Origin of the sequence: Paenibacillus sp. J23TS9 (assembly GCF_018403225.1) — a bacterium.
Taxonomy (GTDB): Bacteria; Bacillota; Bacilli; order Paenibacillales; family Paenibacillaceae; genus Paenibacillus_AQ.
Genome location: NZ_BOSG01000006.1, coordinates 73,318 through 92,004, shown reverse-complemented (window position 1 = coordinate 92,004; position 18,687 = coordinate 73,318). Strand labels below are relative to the sequence as shown.

The following is an 18,687-nucleotide window of genomic DNA, read 5'->3' as shown; positions in this document are numbered from 1 at the left end:
TCCCTTTCTTTAGTTCAATTTATTTAGTTACAAAGAAGTTGCGGGTAACACCAAATGAATCTTGTGTTCTGCAAGCGTACCATTCAACAAATCAAGCGTGAGGTGAAGGACGAAGCATGAAGAAACATAGCAAAATGCTCTATTTATTTTTAGTCGTAGCATTACTATTAAATCTTGTACTTCCTGGCTCAATGGCTGCGGCCAGTGATGAGCCCGTCGGTCCGGTGATTACGGATCAGCTTATTACAGGAGTCAAGATTTGGGATGCCAAGCCCATTTTTGATGAAACCGACGGGACGATTATTCCGCAAGGGAACGAGATCCAAACCGTTCGGCCTAACGTTAAGGATACGGTAGCTATCGTTTATGACTGGTCATTGCCGAATGATGCACATTCTTACGATGACGGTTCAACCTATACCTTCCGTCTTCCTGCCGAACTTAAGGTTCCGAGCGAATTAACGGGAAAATTGATTGGCGAGGTAGGCGATTATGTCGTGTCTACCAACGGAGAAGTGACGTTTACATTCAATGGTGCCATTAAAGGAAACCAATTAAGCGGTAATTTCTTCGTATGGTTGACGTTTGACGAATCCAAGCTGAACGGAAGCTTGGAACAGCCCATCGATTTCAGTTCTGTCGGGCAAAGCGCCATCGACGTTCATTTTGCCAATACCGCGGTTGACAAGCTTAAGAAAACCGCCAAGGCCAATAAAAACGGAATCAACTCCGATGAAATTGAATGGACCGTCGAATTTAACCAAGGCGAAAAGGAAATTAAGGATGCCGTGCTTAATGATTCCTTTAAGTATGACGGACTCGCGCTAAAAGGAGATATTACGGTGCAGCCGCTGGAAGTGAGATTGGACGGCACGGTGCAGCCGAAAGGCGCCCCGACGACGGCGTCCAGCTTCCCGGTCAGTTTGGGCGACATCCATCAGGCGTATCGGGTTACCTATACGACAAGCGTGACCGCTCCAACGTCAGCACCTTTTAAAAATAAGGAAATGGCTAACTCGGCGGAGCTGACCGGTACGGGAATCACCCCTGATTCCGACATCGCCAAAGCGTATGTGAACTTTAACGAGCCGCTGGCGAAGCTGAGTCCGGCAGATGGCGATTACAATGCGCAGACGCAAACGATTACCTGGAAAATCCAATACAATTATAATGAACAATCCATCCCGCAAGTGGATGCATGGATCGAAGATACGTTCGCTGCCGCGAATAAGACAACGCAGAAGCTTGTTGATGGTAAAGTGAACGTGTATTCCGTGGACATTGACAGTACGGGCAAAGGTGTGAATCCGATCCTCGTTGATCCGGCCAAGTACACGTTAACGAGCGTTGGTACAGACTTTGACGGCGGATTCAAATTGCAGTTTAACGATTCAATTAACCGGGCCTATATCATCGAATACCAAACGCAGGCACAAGCGCGCATCTACAAGAATGAAACCGTAGCTAATACGGTGGAAATGTTCGATGGAACGACGAAAACGGCATCGAGGGATATCCGTGAGGTCATTTTCGAGAAGAGCGTAAGCAAGTCGGATTTCCAGAACAAGACTATCGAATGGAAGCTTGTGCTGAATCAGGACATGAAAGAAATGACGGATGTCGTCATTCAGGATGATTACGCGGGTAAACATATGAAATTAGATCCGGCTACGATCAAGGTTAATGGAGGAAATCTGGCAGGCAGCGAATTTCAGCTTGTCGCAAACGGCGGCGATGCGGATTTCGAAAGCGGGTTTAAGCTGCAGTTGAAAGGCCCGGTGACAGCCATTCATGACAAATACGTCATTACGTACACCACATCCTTTGATCCGACGGCGGGCATGCCTTCGAATAACGAGTACAAAAACGTAGGAACGCTGGACTGGAAGGAAACGGGCATTTCGCAAGCTTCGATTACAAAATCCGCCGTCGTGAAGGCCCAAAACTACACGATTGATAACGGCAATAAAATAGGCGAATATAATGCCAAAGACAAGACTATTACTTGGAAAATCGATGTTAACTATAACCTGCATGATATTAAGGATGCCGTGATCAAAGATAACTATGAAGGTAACGAAACCTTCGTAGAGAACTCTCTGGTCGTCAATAAGCTGATTCTTAAGGATGCAAATAACAAGATTGACATTGATACGAACGAAGTACCTCTTGCAGCGGGTCAATTCACGCTGAATCCGGACGGGAAAGGTTTTGTATTGAACCTGAGCAACATCGGTAAAACCGCGTATCGCATTACGTATAAAACAAGCCTTGACGGTGAATATCCGGTCGAAGGTACGTATTCGAATCATGCAACGCTGCAGGATGGCGAAGGCACGACCAATCTTTTCGATAAAAAAGCCTCTGTAACACCTAAACATGGCGGGGTCTACATCGAGAAAACGGGTAACCAGGTAGGACAAACCGATATCGCCACTTGGAATGTAAGCATCAATCCGAGCCAATCTTACGTGGCAGCTGGCTCCGTCTTGACGGATACATTATCGGATAACCAAATTCTGCTTAAGGATACCATTAAGCTGTATAAGACGATGATACCTGCGGACAATTCCGGTGATGTATCCAAAAAAGATGGTCAAGCCATCGATCTGAGATCAGGTGATTATGATCTGAAAGTAACGGGAAACACCTTTGAGATCACATTCAAGAACGCACTGAATCCTGGAATACCAGTCGTTCATTAACGCGGACAGCGGCGCAAGAATAACGAACAAGGCACAATTCTCAGGCCAATCTTCCTCCGTGAAGGGGCAGGGGAACGTGGAAGGCGTATTGGTCTCTTTAGCCGGAGCGGGCGGAGGAGCATCGACGGGCAGCGGGAAAATTAAAATCGTCAAAGTGGATGATTTGAATAAGCCTCTGCCGGGAGTCAAATTCGAGCTGTATAACTCTTCCCTAACGACGCTGCTGGAAACCCTTGTAACCGATGCGAACGGGGAAGCGGTGACGACCCGAGATTATAGATACAATAATAAAACGGCAGGACTGCCTTACAAATTAAAAGAAGTATCCGTACCTTCAGGTTATTTGATGGATCCCGATTTTGCGGATGCGACGGGAAAACAGATCTTATTCAAAGACCCGAGTGAATCCTTTACGATCGTGAACAAAATACTGCGTCACGGGTTCGAATTGATCAAATCCGATGCGGCAGATTCGACGCATAAACTGCAAGGTGCCGTGTTTGAATTGAGAAAGGCCGGTACGCAGGAGGTCGTTGATACATTAACGACAGATGTGGATGGAAAGATTGCCAAAGGCGACTTGGATCCCGGAACGTATGAATTGGTTGAAATCACGGCACCCGATTACTACGTCCTAGATACGAAGCCGATCCCGGTCACCATTGATGCCAACCAAACGCAAATATTACATTTGAACCAGACGAATGCACGGGGGGCGGATGGTAAGCTCACCATTACCAAAGTAGATGCGAAAGATCCTTCGGTTCTCCTAGAAGGAGTAGAATTTGAGCTTTACGATAGTTCAAAGACACTGAAGGGTGCGAAAACGACGGACAGCCAGGGCGTAATCGAGTTTGATAACCTGCCTTATGGCGAATATACATTGGTGGAAACCAAAGCCGCTGCGGGTTACGTTATTGAACAGGCTGAAACTCCGGTGCAGATTAAGCAATCGAATACGCCGGTGACGATCGAGAACAAAAAGAATGATCGTTCGGTCAAACTGACAAAATATAATTCGGTCAAAAGCCAAACGCTTCAAGGGGCTGTGTTCGAATTAAGAGAAGAAACGAACATCTTCGACCAAGCCGGGAACTATGTATACAACGTGGTTCCAGGTATCGATAAAGCGAAGTTAACGACCGACGTAAACGGTGAACTATTCTTAGAGAACTTGGCGCCTCATAAATATCAACTTGTTGAAATTCAGGCGCCGCCGGGTTATCAGCTGGACAACAAGCCGGTAGCATTTGAAATTACGAATGAACAAACGGAACCGGTATCGGTCGATAAAACGAACAACAGAGCATCGACTCCAGGAGGTCCAAGCGAACCATCTACCGGGCCGGGTCCTGTGACGCCGCCGACAACGGATCCGCAGCCTCCGGCGACTCCTCAGCCGAACCCGGAAACGCCGAGCGTACCGGGAACCGTGGTCGAACCTGGAACGCCAGGTGTACCTGAAAACGGGGGCACGCCTGTAACGCCAGCTGAGCCTGGAGGCAGTGCTCAACCTGGTGAGCCTAACGATGGATCCGCTCCGGGTTCAAACGGCTCCGGCGCTCCGGATGCCGGCAATGGAGGCCAGCCAGGCAGCGGCGACGGCAATGCGCCGGACGGCTCCGGAGAAGGCATGAAGCCTGATCCTGCTTCCGGGGACATGCTGCCGAAAACCGGCGAAGACAGCCATCTTCCGCTCCAGCTCGCAGGCTTTGGCCTGATCGTGCTTGGGGGAGCAATGCTCATGTACAGAAAGATGAACGCAAACCGTAACCGTTAAAAGAGAAGCAGCCTGCTGGAATGGTCAGCAGGCTGCTTTTTTTAAGTTGAATAGGGGCTTCATCCGCTAGAAAAGCTTGCACTCTTATACATATTTTATATAGGGAATATAGCAAAAAGTAGGATGGAATGTCGATACTTGACGCTCAAAGCATTCAAGCATACCATTATTGAAGCCCTTACATGAAACGATAGAATCGGAGGATGAATGGACAGGATGCAGACCGGCAAATTCAGGTGGTTCCGGAACCAGAGGATTCAGAATAAAATCATTTTCGTATACCTGCCGCTGATCGTGATCCCGCTATTGCTGCTGGGACTTTTTTCTTATAACACCAATACGGAATCGATCGTCAGTAAAACGAGAAAAAACATGCTGGACGAGTCGCGGCTCATTACGACGCGGATCGATACCCTTCTCGTCAACGCCGAAAGCTTTGCCAACATCGCCATGCTCGACCTGAACAAAGAGGTGAAGCTGAAGACGCTGGAGCTTGCGGCGAAGCATGACGGCGAGCTGCCGATCAGCGACGACCATGTCCTGCGCAACCAGATCGAGAATAAGCTGGATTTCGCCCAGCTGATCTTTCAGGACGTGGAATCGGCGGTATTCGTGGACCGCAACCAGAATGTCTACACCACGGATTCCAAGCTGACGGCGGGCAGCGAGATGGGGCTTGCAAGCGACATGTACAAGACCGTCGAGCGCAGCAACGGCATCATGCTCTGGTTTCCGATGCAGAAGCGAAGCTTCTGGGTGCTGGATCAAGATAAGGCGGTGCTGACTGTCGGCAAAAAAATACTGGATACGGAGACCATGGAGACGCTTGGTTACCTGTTCGTCAACATTAACGAGAAAACGCTTTCAAATATTTATAATCCGGTGGGTCCTGTGCAGACGGCCGGATATTACATCGTGGATTCGCGCGGCATCGTGATTTCCGCAGGGGATGAAGGCCGCCTCTTAAAGCCGCTGGAGTCCGAACGAAAGCGGGAAATCATGGCGGGCGATACCGTTTTTCAAGAGATCCGCAAGGAGAACGGCGAGAAGGTGCTGCTGACGGCGATGCCGTTCAGCCATGCCGATTGGAAGCTTGTCGATGAAATCTCCCTGGTTGATTTGACCCGGGAGACGGCCAAGGTATCCCGCATTATTCTGCTCGTCGGCAGCCTCTGCCTGCTGCTGGCGCTGCTCGGCGCCATCATTCTCTCCGGCGTCATCGCGGCCCCGATTATGTCACTTGCCAAGCATATGAACCGCATCCGGGATGAGAACATCGACCGCCCCGTGGAAGTGAGAAGCCGGGACGAGGTCGGCATGCTCGGCGCCGGCCTGAACATGATGCTGGGCAGAATCAATGATCTGATCGTGAAGGTGAGGGAAGAGCAGCAGCAGAAGCGGGAGTATGAGCTGGCGCTCATTCAGGAGCAGATCAAGCCGCATTTTTTCTACAACACGCTGGATTTGATCTATGTCCTGTGCAAAACGGGGGAGAACGAAGAGGCGGGAAAAGCGACTAAGGCGCTGGCGGACTTCTACCGTGTTGCGCTCAGCAACGGCAAAGAGATCATTACCGTCCGCGAGGAATTGCAGAACCTCCAGAGCTATCTGTATATCCAAAGCGCACGTTATTCCGACCTGTTCGATTTCCGGATCAACGTCCCCGCCGAACTCCTGAACTATTCGATTCCGAAGCTGACCCTGCAGCCGCTCGTGGAGAATTCGATCTATCACGGCCTGAAGGAAAAGGGAAGCTTTGGTCACATTACGATTGAGGGACGCAAGCAGGATGAGACGATGGAACTGGTCGTACAAGATGACGGCGTCGGATTTTTGCCAAAGCAGCTGGAATGGTTCAAGAAGGGCCATGAAAGCAGCGAAACCTTCGGACTGAAAAGCGTGGATGAGCGCATCCGGCTGTATTTCGGAGACCGGTACGGCATCCACATCCACAGCAACCGGGGCGAGGGAGCCGACATCACAGTCAGAATTCCGCTATCGAGAGGAGAACAAGCCGATGTATAAAGTGATTTTTGCCGACGACGAGACCCGGTTCCGGGCTTACTTACAATGCGTCATTGATTGGAACGCCCATGGATTCGAGCTGTGCGGCGAAGCAAAGAACGGAATCGAGGCGCTGAAGCTGGTCGAAGAGACGCAGCCTGATATCGCCATCGTGGACATCAATATGCCTTACATGGACGGCATGGAGCTTGCGGCCAAGGTGAAGGAAAGCTATCCTTCCACGTTTGTCCTGCTCGTCACCGGCCACAGCGAATTCGAATACGCGCGCAAGGCGCTGAAGATCGGGGTGGACGATTATATCCTAAAGCCTTTTGACGAAGAAGAGCTGCTCGTGGCCCTTGCCAAGGTCAAGAGCTCGCTCGAGAAGCTGCAGTCCGAACGAAGCAAATCCGAGAAGGAACGGATGGTGTTAAAAGAAGGCTTCTTGAACCTGCTGATCAGCAATGACGGCACGGAGGAGAGCGGGCTCGACTGGAATCGGCTCCATCTGTCTGACATGGACAAGGAACAAACCCTGTTTCAGGTGGCATCGATTGAAATGGACGGTCTTCATGAAGAGCTGCTCACCCCTGCAGAGGTCCGTCTTCGCAAATCCACCGTTTCCAGCCTGCTGGGGGATCTCGTTCAGACCCCGGGCAAGCAGTATATTTTCAACGGGCCGGAGAACCGCATCATCCTGCTGTTGCAGTACGATACCGAAGAACAACGCTCGAGCATGACGACGGAAGGGTTCGAGCGATTATGCCTTGTGACAAGCAAGCATTTCGGTTTCAGCGTGACGGCAGGCCTCGGCAGCGTAGGCAGCGGCATCGTCTCGATCCGCCAGTCCTACAAGGAGTCCGTGATCGCGCTTCGCAACCGGATTTCCATGCATACGGCGCATGTCCTGAAGTACGAGGAAATGGTCGCAAGGGCTGCGAACATCGGTTTTTACCCAAGCGAGATGAACGAAAACCTGCTCATTCATCTTCGACTCCGCGACGAGGACCGGATCAAGGAAACGCTGGACGCCATTCGTCAATATATTCAGACCAACCAGCTCTCCGGCGACTACATCCATATGATTTTGGCCGGACTGGTGTCGTTGTGCCTGACCTATGTGCATGAAATCGGCAAGCATGTGAGCGATATTTTCCCGGCCGGCTTCTCGCCGTTTGAAGACATCACGAACAAGCCGTCGCTTGAGGCTGCCTTCGAATGGATGAACGGGTTATACATGAAGGTCCTGGAGCATTCGAAGAACGTCAAACGGTCCAAGTCGAACAAAATCCTGACCCTGGCGAGGGAACATATCGATACGCATTATGCGGACAGCCAGCTGAAGGTCGAAGATATTTCGCGCCAATTCCTGATCCAGCCCCGTTATCTCCTGAAAGTCTTCAAAGAAGGCTTGGGCATGAGCGTCAGCGATTACATCGTGGAGACCCGGATCCAGAAGGCGAAGGAGCTTCTTGGTTCCGGCCGGAACTTGCGGTTGTCGAGCATCGCCGAAATGGTGGGTTACAGCGACGTGGCCCATTTCAGTAAAACATTCAAAAAACATACCGGTTTATCACCGAGCGAATATGAGGTCACGAGATAAAAATGTCGAAATATACAAATCAGTTCCGATTCCTCCATTGTTGGTAAGATAGCGTTTTCATTAGAATGAAATCATATCGAACACATAAAGAGGGGGAAAATCGATGAAATTTAATGTTAAAAAACCAGCTTCGATGTTGTTGGTACTCTCCATGCTTGTGCTCGCACTTTCCGCATGCGGATCAGGCGATAAAGGAGCCTCCGGCGATGCGGGGGCAGACAGCAAGACGGATACAGGCGGCTCTGCGCCGGCGGCGAAATCCGTGAAGCTGAAGTTTTATGCGCAGTACAGCGATCCCGATAAGGCTGTGTATGATGCGGCCGCAGAAGCGATGAAGAAGATCATGCCTGAAGTGAGCGTGGACTTCGAGGTCTCCGCTCAGGACGATGAGCAAAAGATTAAAACGTATGCTGCAGCAGGCAGCTTGCCGGACATTTTCTATGCATCCAGCGGTTTGATCGAGACGCTTAAGAAATCAGACAACCTGGCAACGATGGACGATGTGATCAAGGAAAATAATCTTGAAGATAAGCTGAATGAAAGCGCAAAGCCGATGATGTGGAACAAGGACGGACATTCCTATGCGGTGCCGAATGTTGGACAGTGGGCAGGGCTCATTTATTACAACAAAGAATTGTTCAGCCAAAACAATGTGAAGGTTCCGACAAACTACGATGAATTTTTAGAAGCCGTAAAAGCCTTCAATGCGAAGAAGATCACGCCGCTTGAGGTGTTTGCCAAAGAGAAATGGCCGGCTGTGCTATTGCTCGACATGGCGATCGTAGGATCCGAACCGGGCGGTCTGAAAAAGCTGGATAACGGAGAAGGCACATTCTCCGATGAAGCTTACGTAAAGGGCGCACAAAAATTAGAAGAGTTGACCAAGGCAGGGCTTATCTCCAAAAATGCATTTAACACGACAGCTGACGATGCTGCGGCTCAGTTCAGCTCCGGCAAAGCAGCCATGTACATGAACGGCGCATGGTCGATGAGCAACCTGGACTCGCTCATGGGAGATAAGGTGGGCATTCTGTACACTCCGCTGGCCGATGCGGATAAAGTGGATCAAGTGAAGTGGAACTTAAGCGGCGGCGGCTTCAACCAAGGGTTCGCGGTTTCCAAAAACTCGAAAAACAAAGACGTGGCCGTCAAGTATGCGGCATTGTTCTCCCTTGAATTTGCGAAGCAGCGCGTGATCCTGTTATCCGACCCGAACTCGATTCTCGCCGAAAAGGTGACCCCGCAAAAGGGACTTTCGCCGATTCAGCAGCAATATGCGGACGATTCGGTGAACTTCAAAACCATGACGACGTTTGCTTGGGGATATGAGAACGCGAAGTTCAAGACGGCTGTGGAAGATAATACGCAAAAGCTGCTTGCCGGGCAATCTGCTGAGGACTTCGTTAAAGATATGAACAAAGCGCTGGAAACGGCTCGTAAATAAATAAGGTAGGTGAGAACAGGTTATCCTTGTCTTTCTTGGATGACCTGTTTTTCAAGGGGAGGGAGAATATGACATCCAGACAGAAGTATAATTTAGCGCTACTCGTATTTACGGTTCCCACATTGCTCTTTTTTACGGTTATCGTTATGATTCCGATCTTTCAAACGTTCCAGAAAAGCTTTTTTGATTGGGATGGGCTTACACCTGCGACCTTTATCGGCCTGGATAATTATAAGCGGCTGTTGACGGATGACGACTTTTGGGTATCGCTTAAAAACGGTCTTATTTTCGCCTTTGTCCTGGTGGTCTATCAAATGGGACTTGGAACGATTTTGGCTATTGCACTCAGCAACAAAAGTATCAGAGGACGCAAGTTTTTTAAGACAAGCTATTTCATTCCGGTCGTTCTCTCGGGCGTCGTGGTATCGCAGCTCTGGATTTCGATTTACAATGCCGACGGCGGACTGCTGAACAGCATCCTTTCCCTGCTGGGCATCGACTATCAACAGGCATGGCTGAGCGGAGAGCATACCTCGATCTGGGCGATTGCTTTTACCAATGCATGGCAAAATATGGGCGTTCAGCTGGTGCTGATCTACACGGCGATCAAGTCCATTCCCGAGCATCTGTATGAGGCTGCCAAGATCGATGGTGCCCCTTTTTGGAAAACGCATTGGAAAATTACGATTCCTCTTCTTGGCGAAACGTATAAATTCTGCCTGATCATCGCGATTACCGGTGGACTGAATGCGTTCCAGAATATGTTCGTCATGACCAACGGCGGTCCGGGCAATATCTCGTACACGCTTACCTTTATGATGTATAAAGCGGCCTTCAGATCCGGCGAATACGGATATGGATCTGCAGCCTCCGCGATATTGGTTATTGAATGTCTATTGTTCACCATCCTCATTAACAAATTGGTGGCACGGGAAAAAATCAGTTATTAATTGGGGAGGTACTTATGCTAAAAAGACTGACGAATCGAACGCTGATTTATGTACCGCTGTCACTGTTCGTATTGCTTAGCTTATATCCGCTCATTTGGCTTTTGTTCTACTCTTTTAAAACGAATGAGGAGATCTTCTCCACCAACGTATTCGGTATTCCGAAGCAATGGCATTTCGAGAACTATCAAAACGCGTTTTCCGCGTTCGATTTACTGAATTATTTCAAAAATAGCCTTGTGGTGTCCGTTGGCACGGTGGTATTCACGGTGATTCTGTCGCTGATGTTCTCTTATGCGGCTGCCCGGATGAAGTGGCGGTTCGCTAATGGAGCCAAGATTTACATGACTGTAGGCATGTTTATTCCGATGCAAATCATCCTGATTCCCTTGCTGATTCTGGAGCGTACGTTTCATCTGCAGAACAGCTACCTGGCCGTCATTGTGCCTTACGTGGCTTTTCAGCTGTCATTTGCGACGATTATCTTTTTCGCCTTTTTCCGGACATTGCCTTATGAAATTGAAGAGTCCGCCTCGATTGACGGGGCTAGCGTATATACGACGTTCTTCAAGATTATGGTTCCGCTCGTGAAGCCCGCGATCGCCTCCGTGAGTATTTTCGTCTTTCTGTACGCATGGAACGAATTTCTGGTCGCTCTCGTGATGATTAGCGATAATGCGCTGAAGACACTGCCGCTGGGACTTTTATATTTCCAAACACAGTTCACTTCGGATTGGGGCGCCATGGGAGCAGTGATGGTCATATCCACGATTCCGACTGTGCTCATCTATCTGCTGTTCTCGGAACAGGTGGAAAATGCCCTGACCGTCAGTTCGGCAGTAAAAGGATAAGGAAGACCGAGGACGAGGAGGATCAACATGCGTTGTCAAATCGGAACCAGACACATGAACATCAACACGGACGAGAAGCATTTTCGCTGCTCGTTGGAGCTTAAAGAGGAAAGGGACGGAGTGGAATACATCCGTTTCGTGATGGACGCGGAAGAAGCACGGGTACCGGAATCCGTGCGGATCTCCTGGATGCATCCCGCGATGGATATTTCCGGTTACTGGGATCCGGGCGCGAACCGGGAAAAGGGGCTACGAATGGACTTCAGTACCCCATTCCAGTCCAAAGCCACATCATTGGCCCCCGTATGCTCGCTATACAGTCCATTGGGGCAAAACCGGCTGACGACAGCCTTCTCAGACGCGCTGCGTCCGCTCCGGATGCGCGCCGGTATCCATGAAGAAACAGCAGAGTTTGAAGTGTGGCTGGAGCTCTTCACCGAAGCCAGCCCGCCGATCGACCATTATGAAGCCGTGATCCGCATCGATACTAGAGAACTCTTCTATGCGGATTGCCTGCGGGAGGTCGGCGAGTGGTGGACCGCCATGCCGGGCTATACGCCGGCTTATGTGCCAGATACGGCACGCCTGCCCATGTATTCCACCTGGTACAGCTTCCATCAGCAGCTGGATCCGGCAGAGATTGAAAAGCAGTGCGTGCTTGCCAAGGAGCTGGGCTGCGAAGCGGTCATCGTGGGCTGGCAGACGGACGATAACCAGCGGGGTTACGCCTACTGCGGCGACTGGGAGGTTGCACCGAAACGGATCGCGGATATGCGCCGTTTGGTGGATCATGTACATGCACTCGGCATGAAATTTATCCTGTGGTACTCCGTACCGTTTGTGGGCAAGCACTCCAAGGCCTGGAGCCGCTTCGAGGGCAAGTTTATGAACAGCTACGGTGTAGATACAGCCGTGTTCGATCCCCGGTTTCCGGAGGTTCGCGAATACCTGATTGGCACGTATGAAGAAGCACTGCGGACCTGGGGGATCGACGGCTTCAAGCTGGATTTTGTGGATTCCTTCAATCTGTCTCCAGAGATGAGGTATTCGCTTGGCGGCGGAAGGGATTACGACTCCGTACCAGAAGCGGTAGACCGGCTGCTCTCTGATGTCATGCTGCGGCTGAAGGCAATCCATCCGGATGTGATGATCGAATTCCGGCAAAATTATATCGGCCCATTGATGCGAAAATATGGTAATATGTTCCGGGTGGCAGATTGTCCAGATAATTACAGCCAAAACCGGATTGGTTCAATCGATATCCGTCTGCTGAGCGGAAACACCGCGGTTCATTCGGATATGATGATGTGGAATTGGAATGAGAGACCTGAAAATGTCGCTCTCCAATTTATCCATTCCTTATTTTCCGTCCCGCAGGTGTCCGTCTTGATTGATAGGGTTCCCGAAGCTCACCGTCAAGTCATTGCCTTTTGGCTTGGATTCTGGCGGGAGCACCGAGAGCTGCTTCTTGCCGGAAGCTTGCGTCCACAGTCGCCGGAATATATGTATCCGGTTGTGTATGCATCGGACCCAAACCGCCTTCTGGCAGCAGTATACAGCGAACAAATCATTCACATTGACAGCGTGGAGCGGACAATCTTCCTGATCGTGAACGGCACTTCCCGGGAAGCCGTCGTTGTTCAGCTGGCAGGGCAGATCCGTGGAATGATGACCGTACTGGACTGTACAGGCTCGGAAATTTCCAATCAAACCGTTCACCTACAAGAGGGGCTTCATTTGTTCAAGCTGCCTCCATCGGGACTGATCAGGCTGCAGCAGGAATAGCTATAAAAGAACTCATTCTATCATGGGGAGAGATGATGATATGAAGATTCGGTTTCTGGGTACGGCGGCCTTTGAAGGCATTCCGTCGCTCTTTTGCCGCTGTGATCTATGTGTGAAGGCCAGGGAGCTTGGAGGAAAAGAGATCCGATCCCGTACATCGGCGATGCTGGATGATGATCTGAAAATTGACTTTCCACCGGATACATACATGCACATGCTCCGCGATGGGCTGGATTTGGAGCTGATCAAGGACCTGATCTTTACCCATTCCCATTCAGATCATCTATACGCGGAAGATCTGGTTGCGAGACTCCCGGGGTACGCGCAGTCTGCGGATCATCCGATTCAGATCCATGCGAATGATGCCGTTTTGCTGCGTATCAAGCAGACGCTTGATTTTAACGGAGGCTTGCAGGGGAAATTTGTACTGAACCGTGTTAAGCCTTTTGAACGGATGGAGCTGGAGACGGCAGTCGTTGTGCCGCTTCCGGCCAGCCATGATCCACTTGAGACCTGTTTGCTATATTATATCGAAAAGGGCGGCAAGACCATTCTGTACGGGCATGACAGCGGCTGGTTTCCTGAAGAAACCTGGGCTTGGCTGCAGGGTAAAGAATTGGATCTGGCCGTGCTCGAATGCACGGTGGGACGAGTGAATTACCGCCAAACCCATATGAATGTGGATGCTGTCCTGGAAACGAAGCAGCGGTTTGAGGAATACGACATGCTGAAGCCAGGCGCAAACATCGTAGTGACTCATTTTTCACATAACGCACAGCTGACACATACGAATTTGACGGAGATTTTCACGCCGCATGGAATCCAGGTGGCATATGACGGCATGATACTTGAACTTCCATGACACTGCACCAACGCTGATGCACCTTGCATCGGCGATTTTTTTTGAAAGTGGAAAAGGATAGATAGATAAGGAGCAGAGGAGAGTAAACCATGACAGTACAGCATCATTTCAGAGAAGAAAAGTATTTTGACTCGAGTACGCATGTACTGCAGCATAGAGAGGCAGCCAAAAGCAGCATCGCCAGTATCGAGGAAGTTCAGAAATGCATGAACCTCACGAAGTCCTATTTAGAAAGCCAGCTGAATTTGCCATGTCTCATACTATGCAATTGGGCCATCGACACTGCGCTGAAGACTTTATATATGAAGGATTATAAGCGGGTTTATCCTCCCTGTTCGCTTTCGCTGGATGAACTCTTGGATCTCACCCGCGACAGTCATGGAAACAGGGATCTGGGCACCGTTAATTTTATCGAATGCATCCGGTTTATCGTGAACAGTCCGGATATGATGCAGTTTCAACGGATGGAAGAAGAGCACCTGGTTAAAATGATCCGCAGAGCTGATACTCTTGTCAGCGAGTTGTACGGAAAATGCTATGAAGGCTACGGAGCGGTTGTAGGGTACCAGCGGGTGTTTTCATAATGGAATGCGGACGTTAGGGCGATAATCCTTTGGATGGTTTATATGTTGAACTGGAAGCTGCATCGGCAGCACGCCTGGCTTCGGCGCAATTCACAATCAGTATGCTGAAGGTTAATACCGCAGCGACAACGGAGTGCGTGGACTTGGTTTTCACAATTTCACCGCCTCGTGTTCTCTTATTTATATAACGCTTTCATTTGATAAAAGTTCCATATTATATCATCTATACATTAATTAAACCGCTAACGGAGATTTGTTTCATATTACTCTATTCAGGTGGCCTTTTTGTGTTGTTCCGATGAACGTTTTCGCACAAAAATAGGATGTATATTCGATATGCAACGTGCTGTACAAGACCAAACCTTGAATTTGACTTTGCCCGGACGCTGGTTTATCTTGGGTCTAATATGGGTGTTTTTTCCTCATCCATAACTTGTACCTAACCGAAGGAGGCGTCTTACTCATGAAAAACCTGCAATCCGCCACAGCCTTGTCCAGCGGCTATTCCATGCCATGGCTTGGACTTGGAGTTTACAAAGTACAAGAAGGCCAGGAAGTTATCGATTCCGTGAAGGCAGCCATTTCGCACGGCTATCGCAGCATTGATACGGCAGCTCTGTATGGGAATGAAGAAGGCGTCGGTCAGGCGGTCCGGGAATCTGGTGTCCCGCGCGAGGATCTCTTTATCACAACAAAAGTTTGGAATTCGGATCAAGGCTATGATTCAACCTTGGCGGCCTTCGAAAAAAGCATAAGCAAGCTGGGAATGGATTACGTGGATCTTTATTTGGTACACTGGCCGGTCATGGGCAAGTACAAGGATACCTGGAGGGCTCTTGAGAAGCTGCAAAAGGATGGTAAAGTGCGTTCCATCGGCGTATCCAACTTCCAAGTCCACCATTTAGAGGATCTGATGAAAGATTCACAGGTGAAGCCGGCGGTGAACCAGGTGGAGCTGCATCCGCTGCTCAGCCAGATCGAACTCCGTGAATATTGCAAGTCGCAGGAAATTCAAGTGGAGGCGTGGGCTCCATTGGCCCAAGGCCATTTGCTCGATAACGAAGTGCTTGCGAACATCGGGGCCAAGTACGGGAAATCCATTGCGCAAGTCATTCTTCGCTGGGATATTCAGAGCGGAATCGTTACGATTCCGAAGTCGGTCAAGGAGCATAGAATTATCGAAAACGCCGATATATTCGACTTTGAATTAATGCCGGCGGATATGGAACAAATCAATGGCCTCAACCAAAACCATCGGTTTGGTGGAGACCCGGACAATGTTAACTTCTAGACGGAACTCCTGATCATATTGCAGTAAAAATCGCGTAGCCCAGCTCAACGGCTGAATACGCGATTTTTTTAGATTATACATTCATTATAAAATAATAGGCAGTTCCTTTAGTGCGAACATCATCGTGCTATCCATCCTGGCAAGCTCTGCGGAACGGTCGCGTCGGTAATTCGGGAAACGCTCCAGTAGCGTCTCAATAGCAATTTTGGATTCAAGCCGGGCCAGCTGTGAACCAAGGCAGAAGTGGATACCGCTGCCAAGACCCAGATGTGGATTCGGATTCCGGTGGATATTGAATTCTTCCGGCCGTTCGAATACATCTTCATCATGGTTGGCTGAAGCCATCCAAATATGGATGAACTGTCCTTTCTTCAGCTCCTGCCCCCGCAGCACGGTATCCTCTTTAACATGGCGGAACATCAGCTGAACCGGCGAGAAGTAGCGAAAGGTTTCTTCTATCGCTCCCGGGATCAAAGTCCGGTCCGCAAGCAGTTGTGCCCGTACTTCTGGAAGACTGTCAATGCCAAGCATGGCTGAAGAGATCAGATTGGTTGTCGTTTCGTTGCCGGCTACCAGAAGGAGAATACAAAATCCGATGATTTCCATATCGCTTAAATGCTCGTTATCAATGCGTGCCTGCACCAGTTTGGTGATCAGATCCTCCTGCGGATGACGGCGGCGGTCCTCAGCGATTACCGAGAAGTATTCACTCATCTCCCGCTGGCATTGGTAAAAGTTCTCGGCATGATCGCCTACAAGGGCATCTGACCATTCCTTGAATTTTTCCCGGTGCTCTACGGATACCCCCAGCATCTCAGCGATAACGGTGATCGGAAGAGGACTGGAGAAATCAGCAATGGCATCCATTTGGCCTTTCTTCTCTGCCTCGTCAAGTAGCGATGTCGTAATTGCCTGGATTTTTGGAGTGAGAGACTCAATCACGCGCGGGGTAAAAGCCTGGGAAACCAGCTTACGCAGTTGACGGTGTTTCGGCGGATCCTGCCGCAGAATGCTGTACTCCAGCGGGTCTTCGGAAGAGGGGGAGCCTTGTGAAGAGAAGATATCATAATTCGTGAAGACGGCTTTGACATCCTCGTATTTAAAAACGTTCCAGACCAAATTGTTTTCTGATTCGATTACCGGAGAGTTTACGCGCATTTGTTTAAACCATTCCAAAGGCAGCAGACCGTTTTTATTCCATTCCATGCTTAGACACCGTCACTTTCATTTCGGATTTTTGAACTGACTGGTCAGTTTTAGGATTTTTTAAAAAAAGGCCGTGCTAATCGATCGATATGAACAGGCCTTTGGTAATGATCGTGAAGACGTAACGTTCCAAGTCATCGCGTGAATACGCATTGGGATGGCTCAGGTAATAATTGCAGGTACTTTCCAGTGTGCCGATAATGCTTGCTGCCGCCAAATTCGCATCGACGTCGCGGAGAAGATTCTCCTCGCATTTCGCTGCTTCGAGAATCGAAGCCAAAAAGTGTAGATGCTCGCGGCGGAGCTGCTTCAGCTCTTCCAAAACATCCTGCTCAATTCCATTCGAAAGCTCATTGAACACGATATGCGAAAAGTGGCGCGACTCCAGAAAAAGATCCAGATGATGGCGGATAATTCGCAGGATCTGTTCCTTGATTGGTAGCGGGGCATTCAGGTCTGCTTGGGTTCGCTGCATGATATTCTCAAAGCCCTCTTTGACGATGGTTTTGAACAGCTGGGATTTCCCCGGGAAATTGTAATATAGCGTTCCTTTGGCGACCTGCGCCCTCAGGGCAATCTCGTCCATGCTCGCGCGGTGATATCCGTTTTCAGAGAATACTTCAATGGCTGCGCGTATGATTTTATCTTTACTCAAGGTTAATCTACCTTTCAAAAGCATGATTTCGGATAAGTGTTAATCTGACTGGTCAGTTCAAAAATAAAATAACATACTGGGGAATATTAGTCAATTAAAAGAAAGCTCAGTATATCGAGGGAATAAAACGCAATTATAATGAAGAGGATGTTCAGTTTTATGCTTTTTCTATGTGTATCATGTACATATTGACCATAGTGGTGTATATTTCAACATGCTGGTTAAATAATCAGAAGAAATGGATATGACTAAACCAAGAACACTATACCCGTAACGGAGTGATCATTTGAGTAAAGCAAAGGGCAAGGGCGGTACAGGCAGGGGAACGGGCAAGAAGGGCTGGACCCGCTGGGATGCGAAAGCCCGCCGGATAAAAAGCGCCCCGAAGCCTTATACCAGTAAAGGTACGAAAAAAGATGGTGGCGACGCTAAAAAAGATGGCAATGTAAAAAATGATATTGATGCGAAGCTCGACTGACATTCATAAGGAGATGACATGCAAATGGAAAATATAGAACCGGAAGTAAACGTGGCAAGCGACTTGCCTGAGAATTATAACGAGCTCAAAAATTCAGCAAACCGCACAGCGAACTGGAAAGAACGGCTGGATGCGGTTGAGGAGCTGGGCAATTGGAAAAGCCAGAAATCCATCGATATTCTCAAGCATAGATTGGACACAGATCCTGTCTATCAGGTGCAAGAGGCGGCCTATGAGAAGCTAAAGGCTTGGGGAGAAGATGTCGAGAAGCCGGTCCGCAGCAAGTATGAAGTGGTTAAAGGCATCCAGAAAATTCTGCTGCGTGTAAAGAAAAGTCTTCCCAAAGACCATTCTTATGAAGAGTTTAAGGAAAAGCTGAAGAAGATGAGAATCGACGTATATAATACGTATGAAGGCGATAAAGGCGCAGAATTCGATGCATGGCTTGAAGGCATGTGGAAGTCGCTGTAAATTGTTGAAAACAGATGGGGG

16 protein-coding genes are annotated in these 18,687 nt (G+C 49.3%); 13 read left to right on the top strand and 3 right to left on the bottom strand.

All coding sequences use genetic code 11. The features are described 5' to 3' along the window. Nucleotides 1-116 precede the first annotated feature (116 nt). From KJS65_RS26270 to KJS65_RS26225, 10 genes are all read left to right on the top strand, one after another. Nucleotides 117-2,705 (top strand): collagen binding domain-containing protein, encoded by a 2,589-nt coding sequence (locus KJS65_RS26270; RefSeq protein WP_213652788.1) that lies wholly within the window; start codon nucleotides 117-119, stop codon nucleotides 2,703-2,705. 76 nt (nucleotides 2,706-2,781) lie between these two features. Further along, a complete protein-coding gene (locus tag KJS65_RS26265; RefSeq protein ID WP_213652787.1) occupies nucleotides 2,782-4,485 on the top strand; it encodes an LPXTG cell wall anchor domain-containing protein in 1,704 nt (567 codons plus the stop codon). 207 nt (nucleotides 4,486-4,692) lie between these two features. Further along, nucleotides 4,693-6,510, top strand: a complete 1,818-nt coding sequence (locus KJS65_RS26260; RefSeq protein ID WP_213652786.1) for a sensor histidine kinase — start codon at nucleotides 4,693-4,695, stop codon at nucleotides 6,508-6,510. Then, nucleotides 6,503-8,092, top strand: coding sequence for a response regulator transcription factor (locus KJS65_RS26255; RefSeq protein ID WP_213652785.1), 1,590 nt, complete (start codon nucleotides 6,503-6,505; stop codon nucleotides 8,090-8,092). Before KJS65_RS26260 ends, KJS65_RS26255 begins: the two co-directional genes overlap by 8 nt. 103 nt (nucleotides 8,093-8,195) lie before the next feature. Beyond that, entirely contained in the window at nucleotides 8,196-9,536 is a 1,341-nt protein-coding gene (locus KJS65_RS26250; RefSeq protein WP_213652784.1) for an ABC transporter substrate-binding protein, read from the top strand. Nucleotides 9,537-9,604: 68 nt separating this feature from the next. Continuing rightward, the gene (locus KJS65_RS26245; protein WP_213652783.1) at nucleotides 9,605-10,486 is read left to right on the top strand and encodes a carbohydrate ABC transporter permease; all 882 of its coding nucleotides are present in this window, start codon (nucleotides 9,605-9,607) and stop codon (nucleotides 10,484-10,486) included. 14 nt (nucleotides 10,487-10,500) lie between these two features. Beyond that, nucleotides 10,501-11,334 carry a carbohydrate ABC transporter permease gene (locus KJS65_RS26240; protein WP_213652782.1) on the top strand — a complete coding sequence of 278 codons (834 nt, stop codon included), beginning with the start codon at nucleotides 10,501-10,503 and terminating at the stop codon, nucleotides 11,332-11,334. Nucleotides 11,335-11,361: 27 nt separating this feature from the next. Next, entirely contained in the window at nucleotides 11,362-13,119 is a 1,758-nt protein-coding gene (locus KJS65_RS26235) for a glycoside hydrolase family 36 protein (RefSeq protein WP_213652781.1), read from the top strand. Nucleotides 13,120-13,159: 40 nt separating this feature from the next. Beyond that, on the top strand, nucleotides 13,160-13,981 hold the full coding sequence (locus tag KJS65_RS26230; protein WP_213652780.1) for an MBL fold metallo-hydrolase: 822 nt from the start codon (nucleotides 13,160-13,162) through the stop codon (nucleotides 13,979-13,981). 89 nt (nucleotides 13,982-14,070) lie between these two features. Then, nucleotides 14,071-14,565: a hypothetical protein gene (locus KJS65_RS26225; RefSeq protein WP_213652779.1), complete on the top strand. Its 495-nt coding sequence runs from the start codon at nucleotides 14,071-14,073 to the stop codon at nucleotides 14,563-14,565. A 13-nt stretch (nucleotides 14,566-14,578) separates the two neighbouring features. On the opposite strand, the gene KJS65_RS26220 is transcribed toward KJS65_RS26225, so the two are convergent. After that, nucleotides 14,579-14,719 (bottom strand): hypothetical protein, encoded by a 141-nt coding sequence (locus tag KJS65_RS26220; protein ID WP_168929067.1) that lies wholly within the window; start codon nucleotides 14,717-14,719, stop codon nucleotides 14,579-14,581. 309 nt (nucleotides 14,720-15,028) lie between these two features. Between KJS65_RS26220 and KJS65_RS26215 the strand changes: the two genes are divergently transcribed. Beyond that, a complete protein-coding gene (locus KJS65_RS26215) occupies nucleotides 15,029-15,856 on the top strand; it encodes an aldo/keto reductase (protein WP_213652778.1) in 828 nt (275 codons plus the stop codon). Nucleotides 15,857-15,940: 84 nt separating this feature from the next. On the opposite strand, the gene KJS65_RS26210 is transcribed toward KJS65_RS26215, so the two are convergent. Both KJS65_RS26210 and KJS65_RS26205 read right to left on the bottom strand, forming a co-directional pair. Further along, nucleotides 15,941-17,062, bottom strand: a complete 1,122-nt coding sequence (locus tag KJS65_RS26210; RefSeq protein WP_213652777.1) for a cytochrome P450 — start codon at nucleotides 17,060-17,062, stop codon at nucleotides 15,941-15,943. A gap of 76 nt (nucleotides 17,063-17,138) precedes the next feature. Then, a complete protein-coding gene (locus KJS65_RS26205) occupies nucleotides 17,139-17,717 on the bottom strand; it encodes a TetR/AcrR family transcriptional regulator (RefSeq protein WP_213652776.1) in 579 nt (192 codons plus the stop codon). Between the two features lie 286 nt (nucleotides 17,718-18,003). On the opposite strand from KJS65_RS26205, the gene KJS65_RS26200 reads away from it, so the two are divergent. Both KJS65_RS26200 and KJS65_RS26195 read left to right on the top strand, forming a co-directional pair. Further along, nucleotides 18,004-18,195, top strand: a complete 192-nt coding sequence (locus tag KJS65_RS26200) for a DUF3934 family protein (protein ID WP_213652775.1) — start codon at nucleotides 18,004-18,006, stop codon at nucleotides 18,193-18,195. Between the two features lie 24 nt (nucleotides 18,196-18,219). After that, a complete protein-coding gene (locus KJS65_RS26195) occupies nucleotides 18,220-18,666 on the top strand; it encodes a HEAT repeat domain-containing protein (protein WP_213652774.1) in 447 nt (148 codons plus the stop codon). Nucleotides 18,667-18,687: the final 21 nt, after the last annotated feature.

Excerpts from the sequence above, each read along its gene's own strand:
- KJS65_RS26270 (WP_213652788.1), top strand. The coding sequence starts at position 117 with ATGAAGAAACATAGCAAAATGCTCTATTTATTTTTAGTCGTAGCATTA.
- KJS65_RS26260 (WP_213652786.1), top strand. The coding sequence starts at position 4,693 with ATGGACAGGATGCAGACCGGCAAATTCAGGTGGTTCCGGAACCAGAGG.
- KJS65_RS26255 (WP_213652785.1), top strand. The coding sequence starts at position 6,503 with ATGTATAAAGTGATTTTTGCCGACGACGAGACCCGGTTCCGGGCTTAC.
- KJS65_RS26250 (WP_213652784.1), top strand. The coding sequence starts at position 8,196 with ATGAAATTTAATGTTAAAAAACCAGCTTCGATGTTGTTGGTACTCTCC.
- KJS65_RS26245 (WP_213652783.1), top strand. The coding sequence starts at position 9,605 with ATGACATCCAGACAGAAGTATAATTTAGCGCTACTCGTATTTACGGTT.
- KJS65_RS26240 (WP_213652782.1), top strand. The coding sequence starts at position 10,501 with ATGCTAAAAAGACTGACGAATCGAACGCTGATTTATGTACCGCTGTCA.
- KJS65_RS26235 (WP_213652781.1), top strand. The coding sequence starts at position 11,362 with ATGCGTTGTCAAATCGGAACCAGACACATGAACATCAACACGGACGAG.
- KJS65_RS26230 (WP_213652780.1), top strand. The coding sequence starts at position 13,160 with ATGAAGATTCGGTTTCTGGGTACGGCGGCCTTTGAAGGCATTCCGTCG.
- KJS65_RS26225 (WP_213652779.1), top strand. The coding sequence starts at position 14,071 with ATGACAGTACAGCATCATTTCAGAGAAGAAAAGTATTTTGACTCGAGT.
- KJS65_RS26215 (WP_213652778.1), top strand. The coding sequence starts at position 15,029 with ATGAAAAACCTGCAATCCGCCACAGCCTTGTCCAGCGGCTATTCCATG.
- KJS65_RS26210 (WP_213652777.1), bottom strand. The coding sequence starts at position 17,062 with ATGGAATGGAATAAAAACGGTCTGCTGCCTTTGGAATGGTTTAAACAA.
- KJS65_RS26195 (WP_213652774.1), top strand. The coding sequence starts at position 18,220 with ATGGAAAATATAGAACCGGAAGTAAACGTGGCAAGCGACTTGCCTGAG.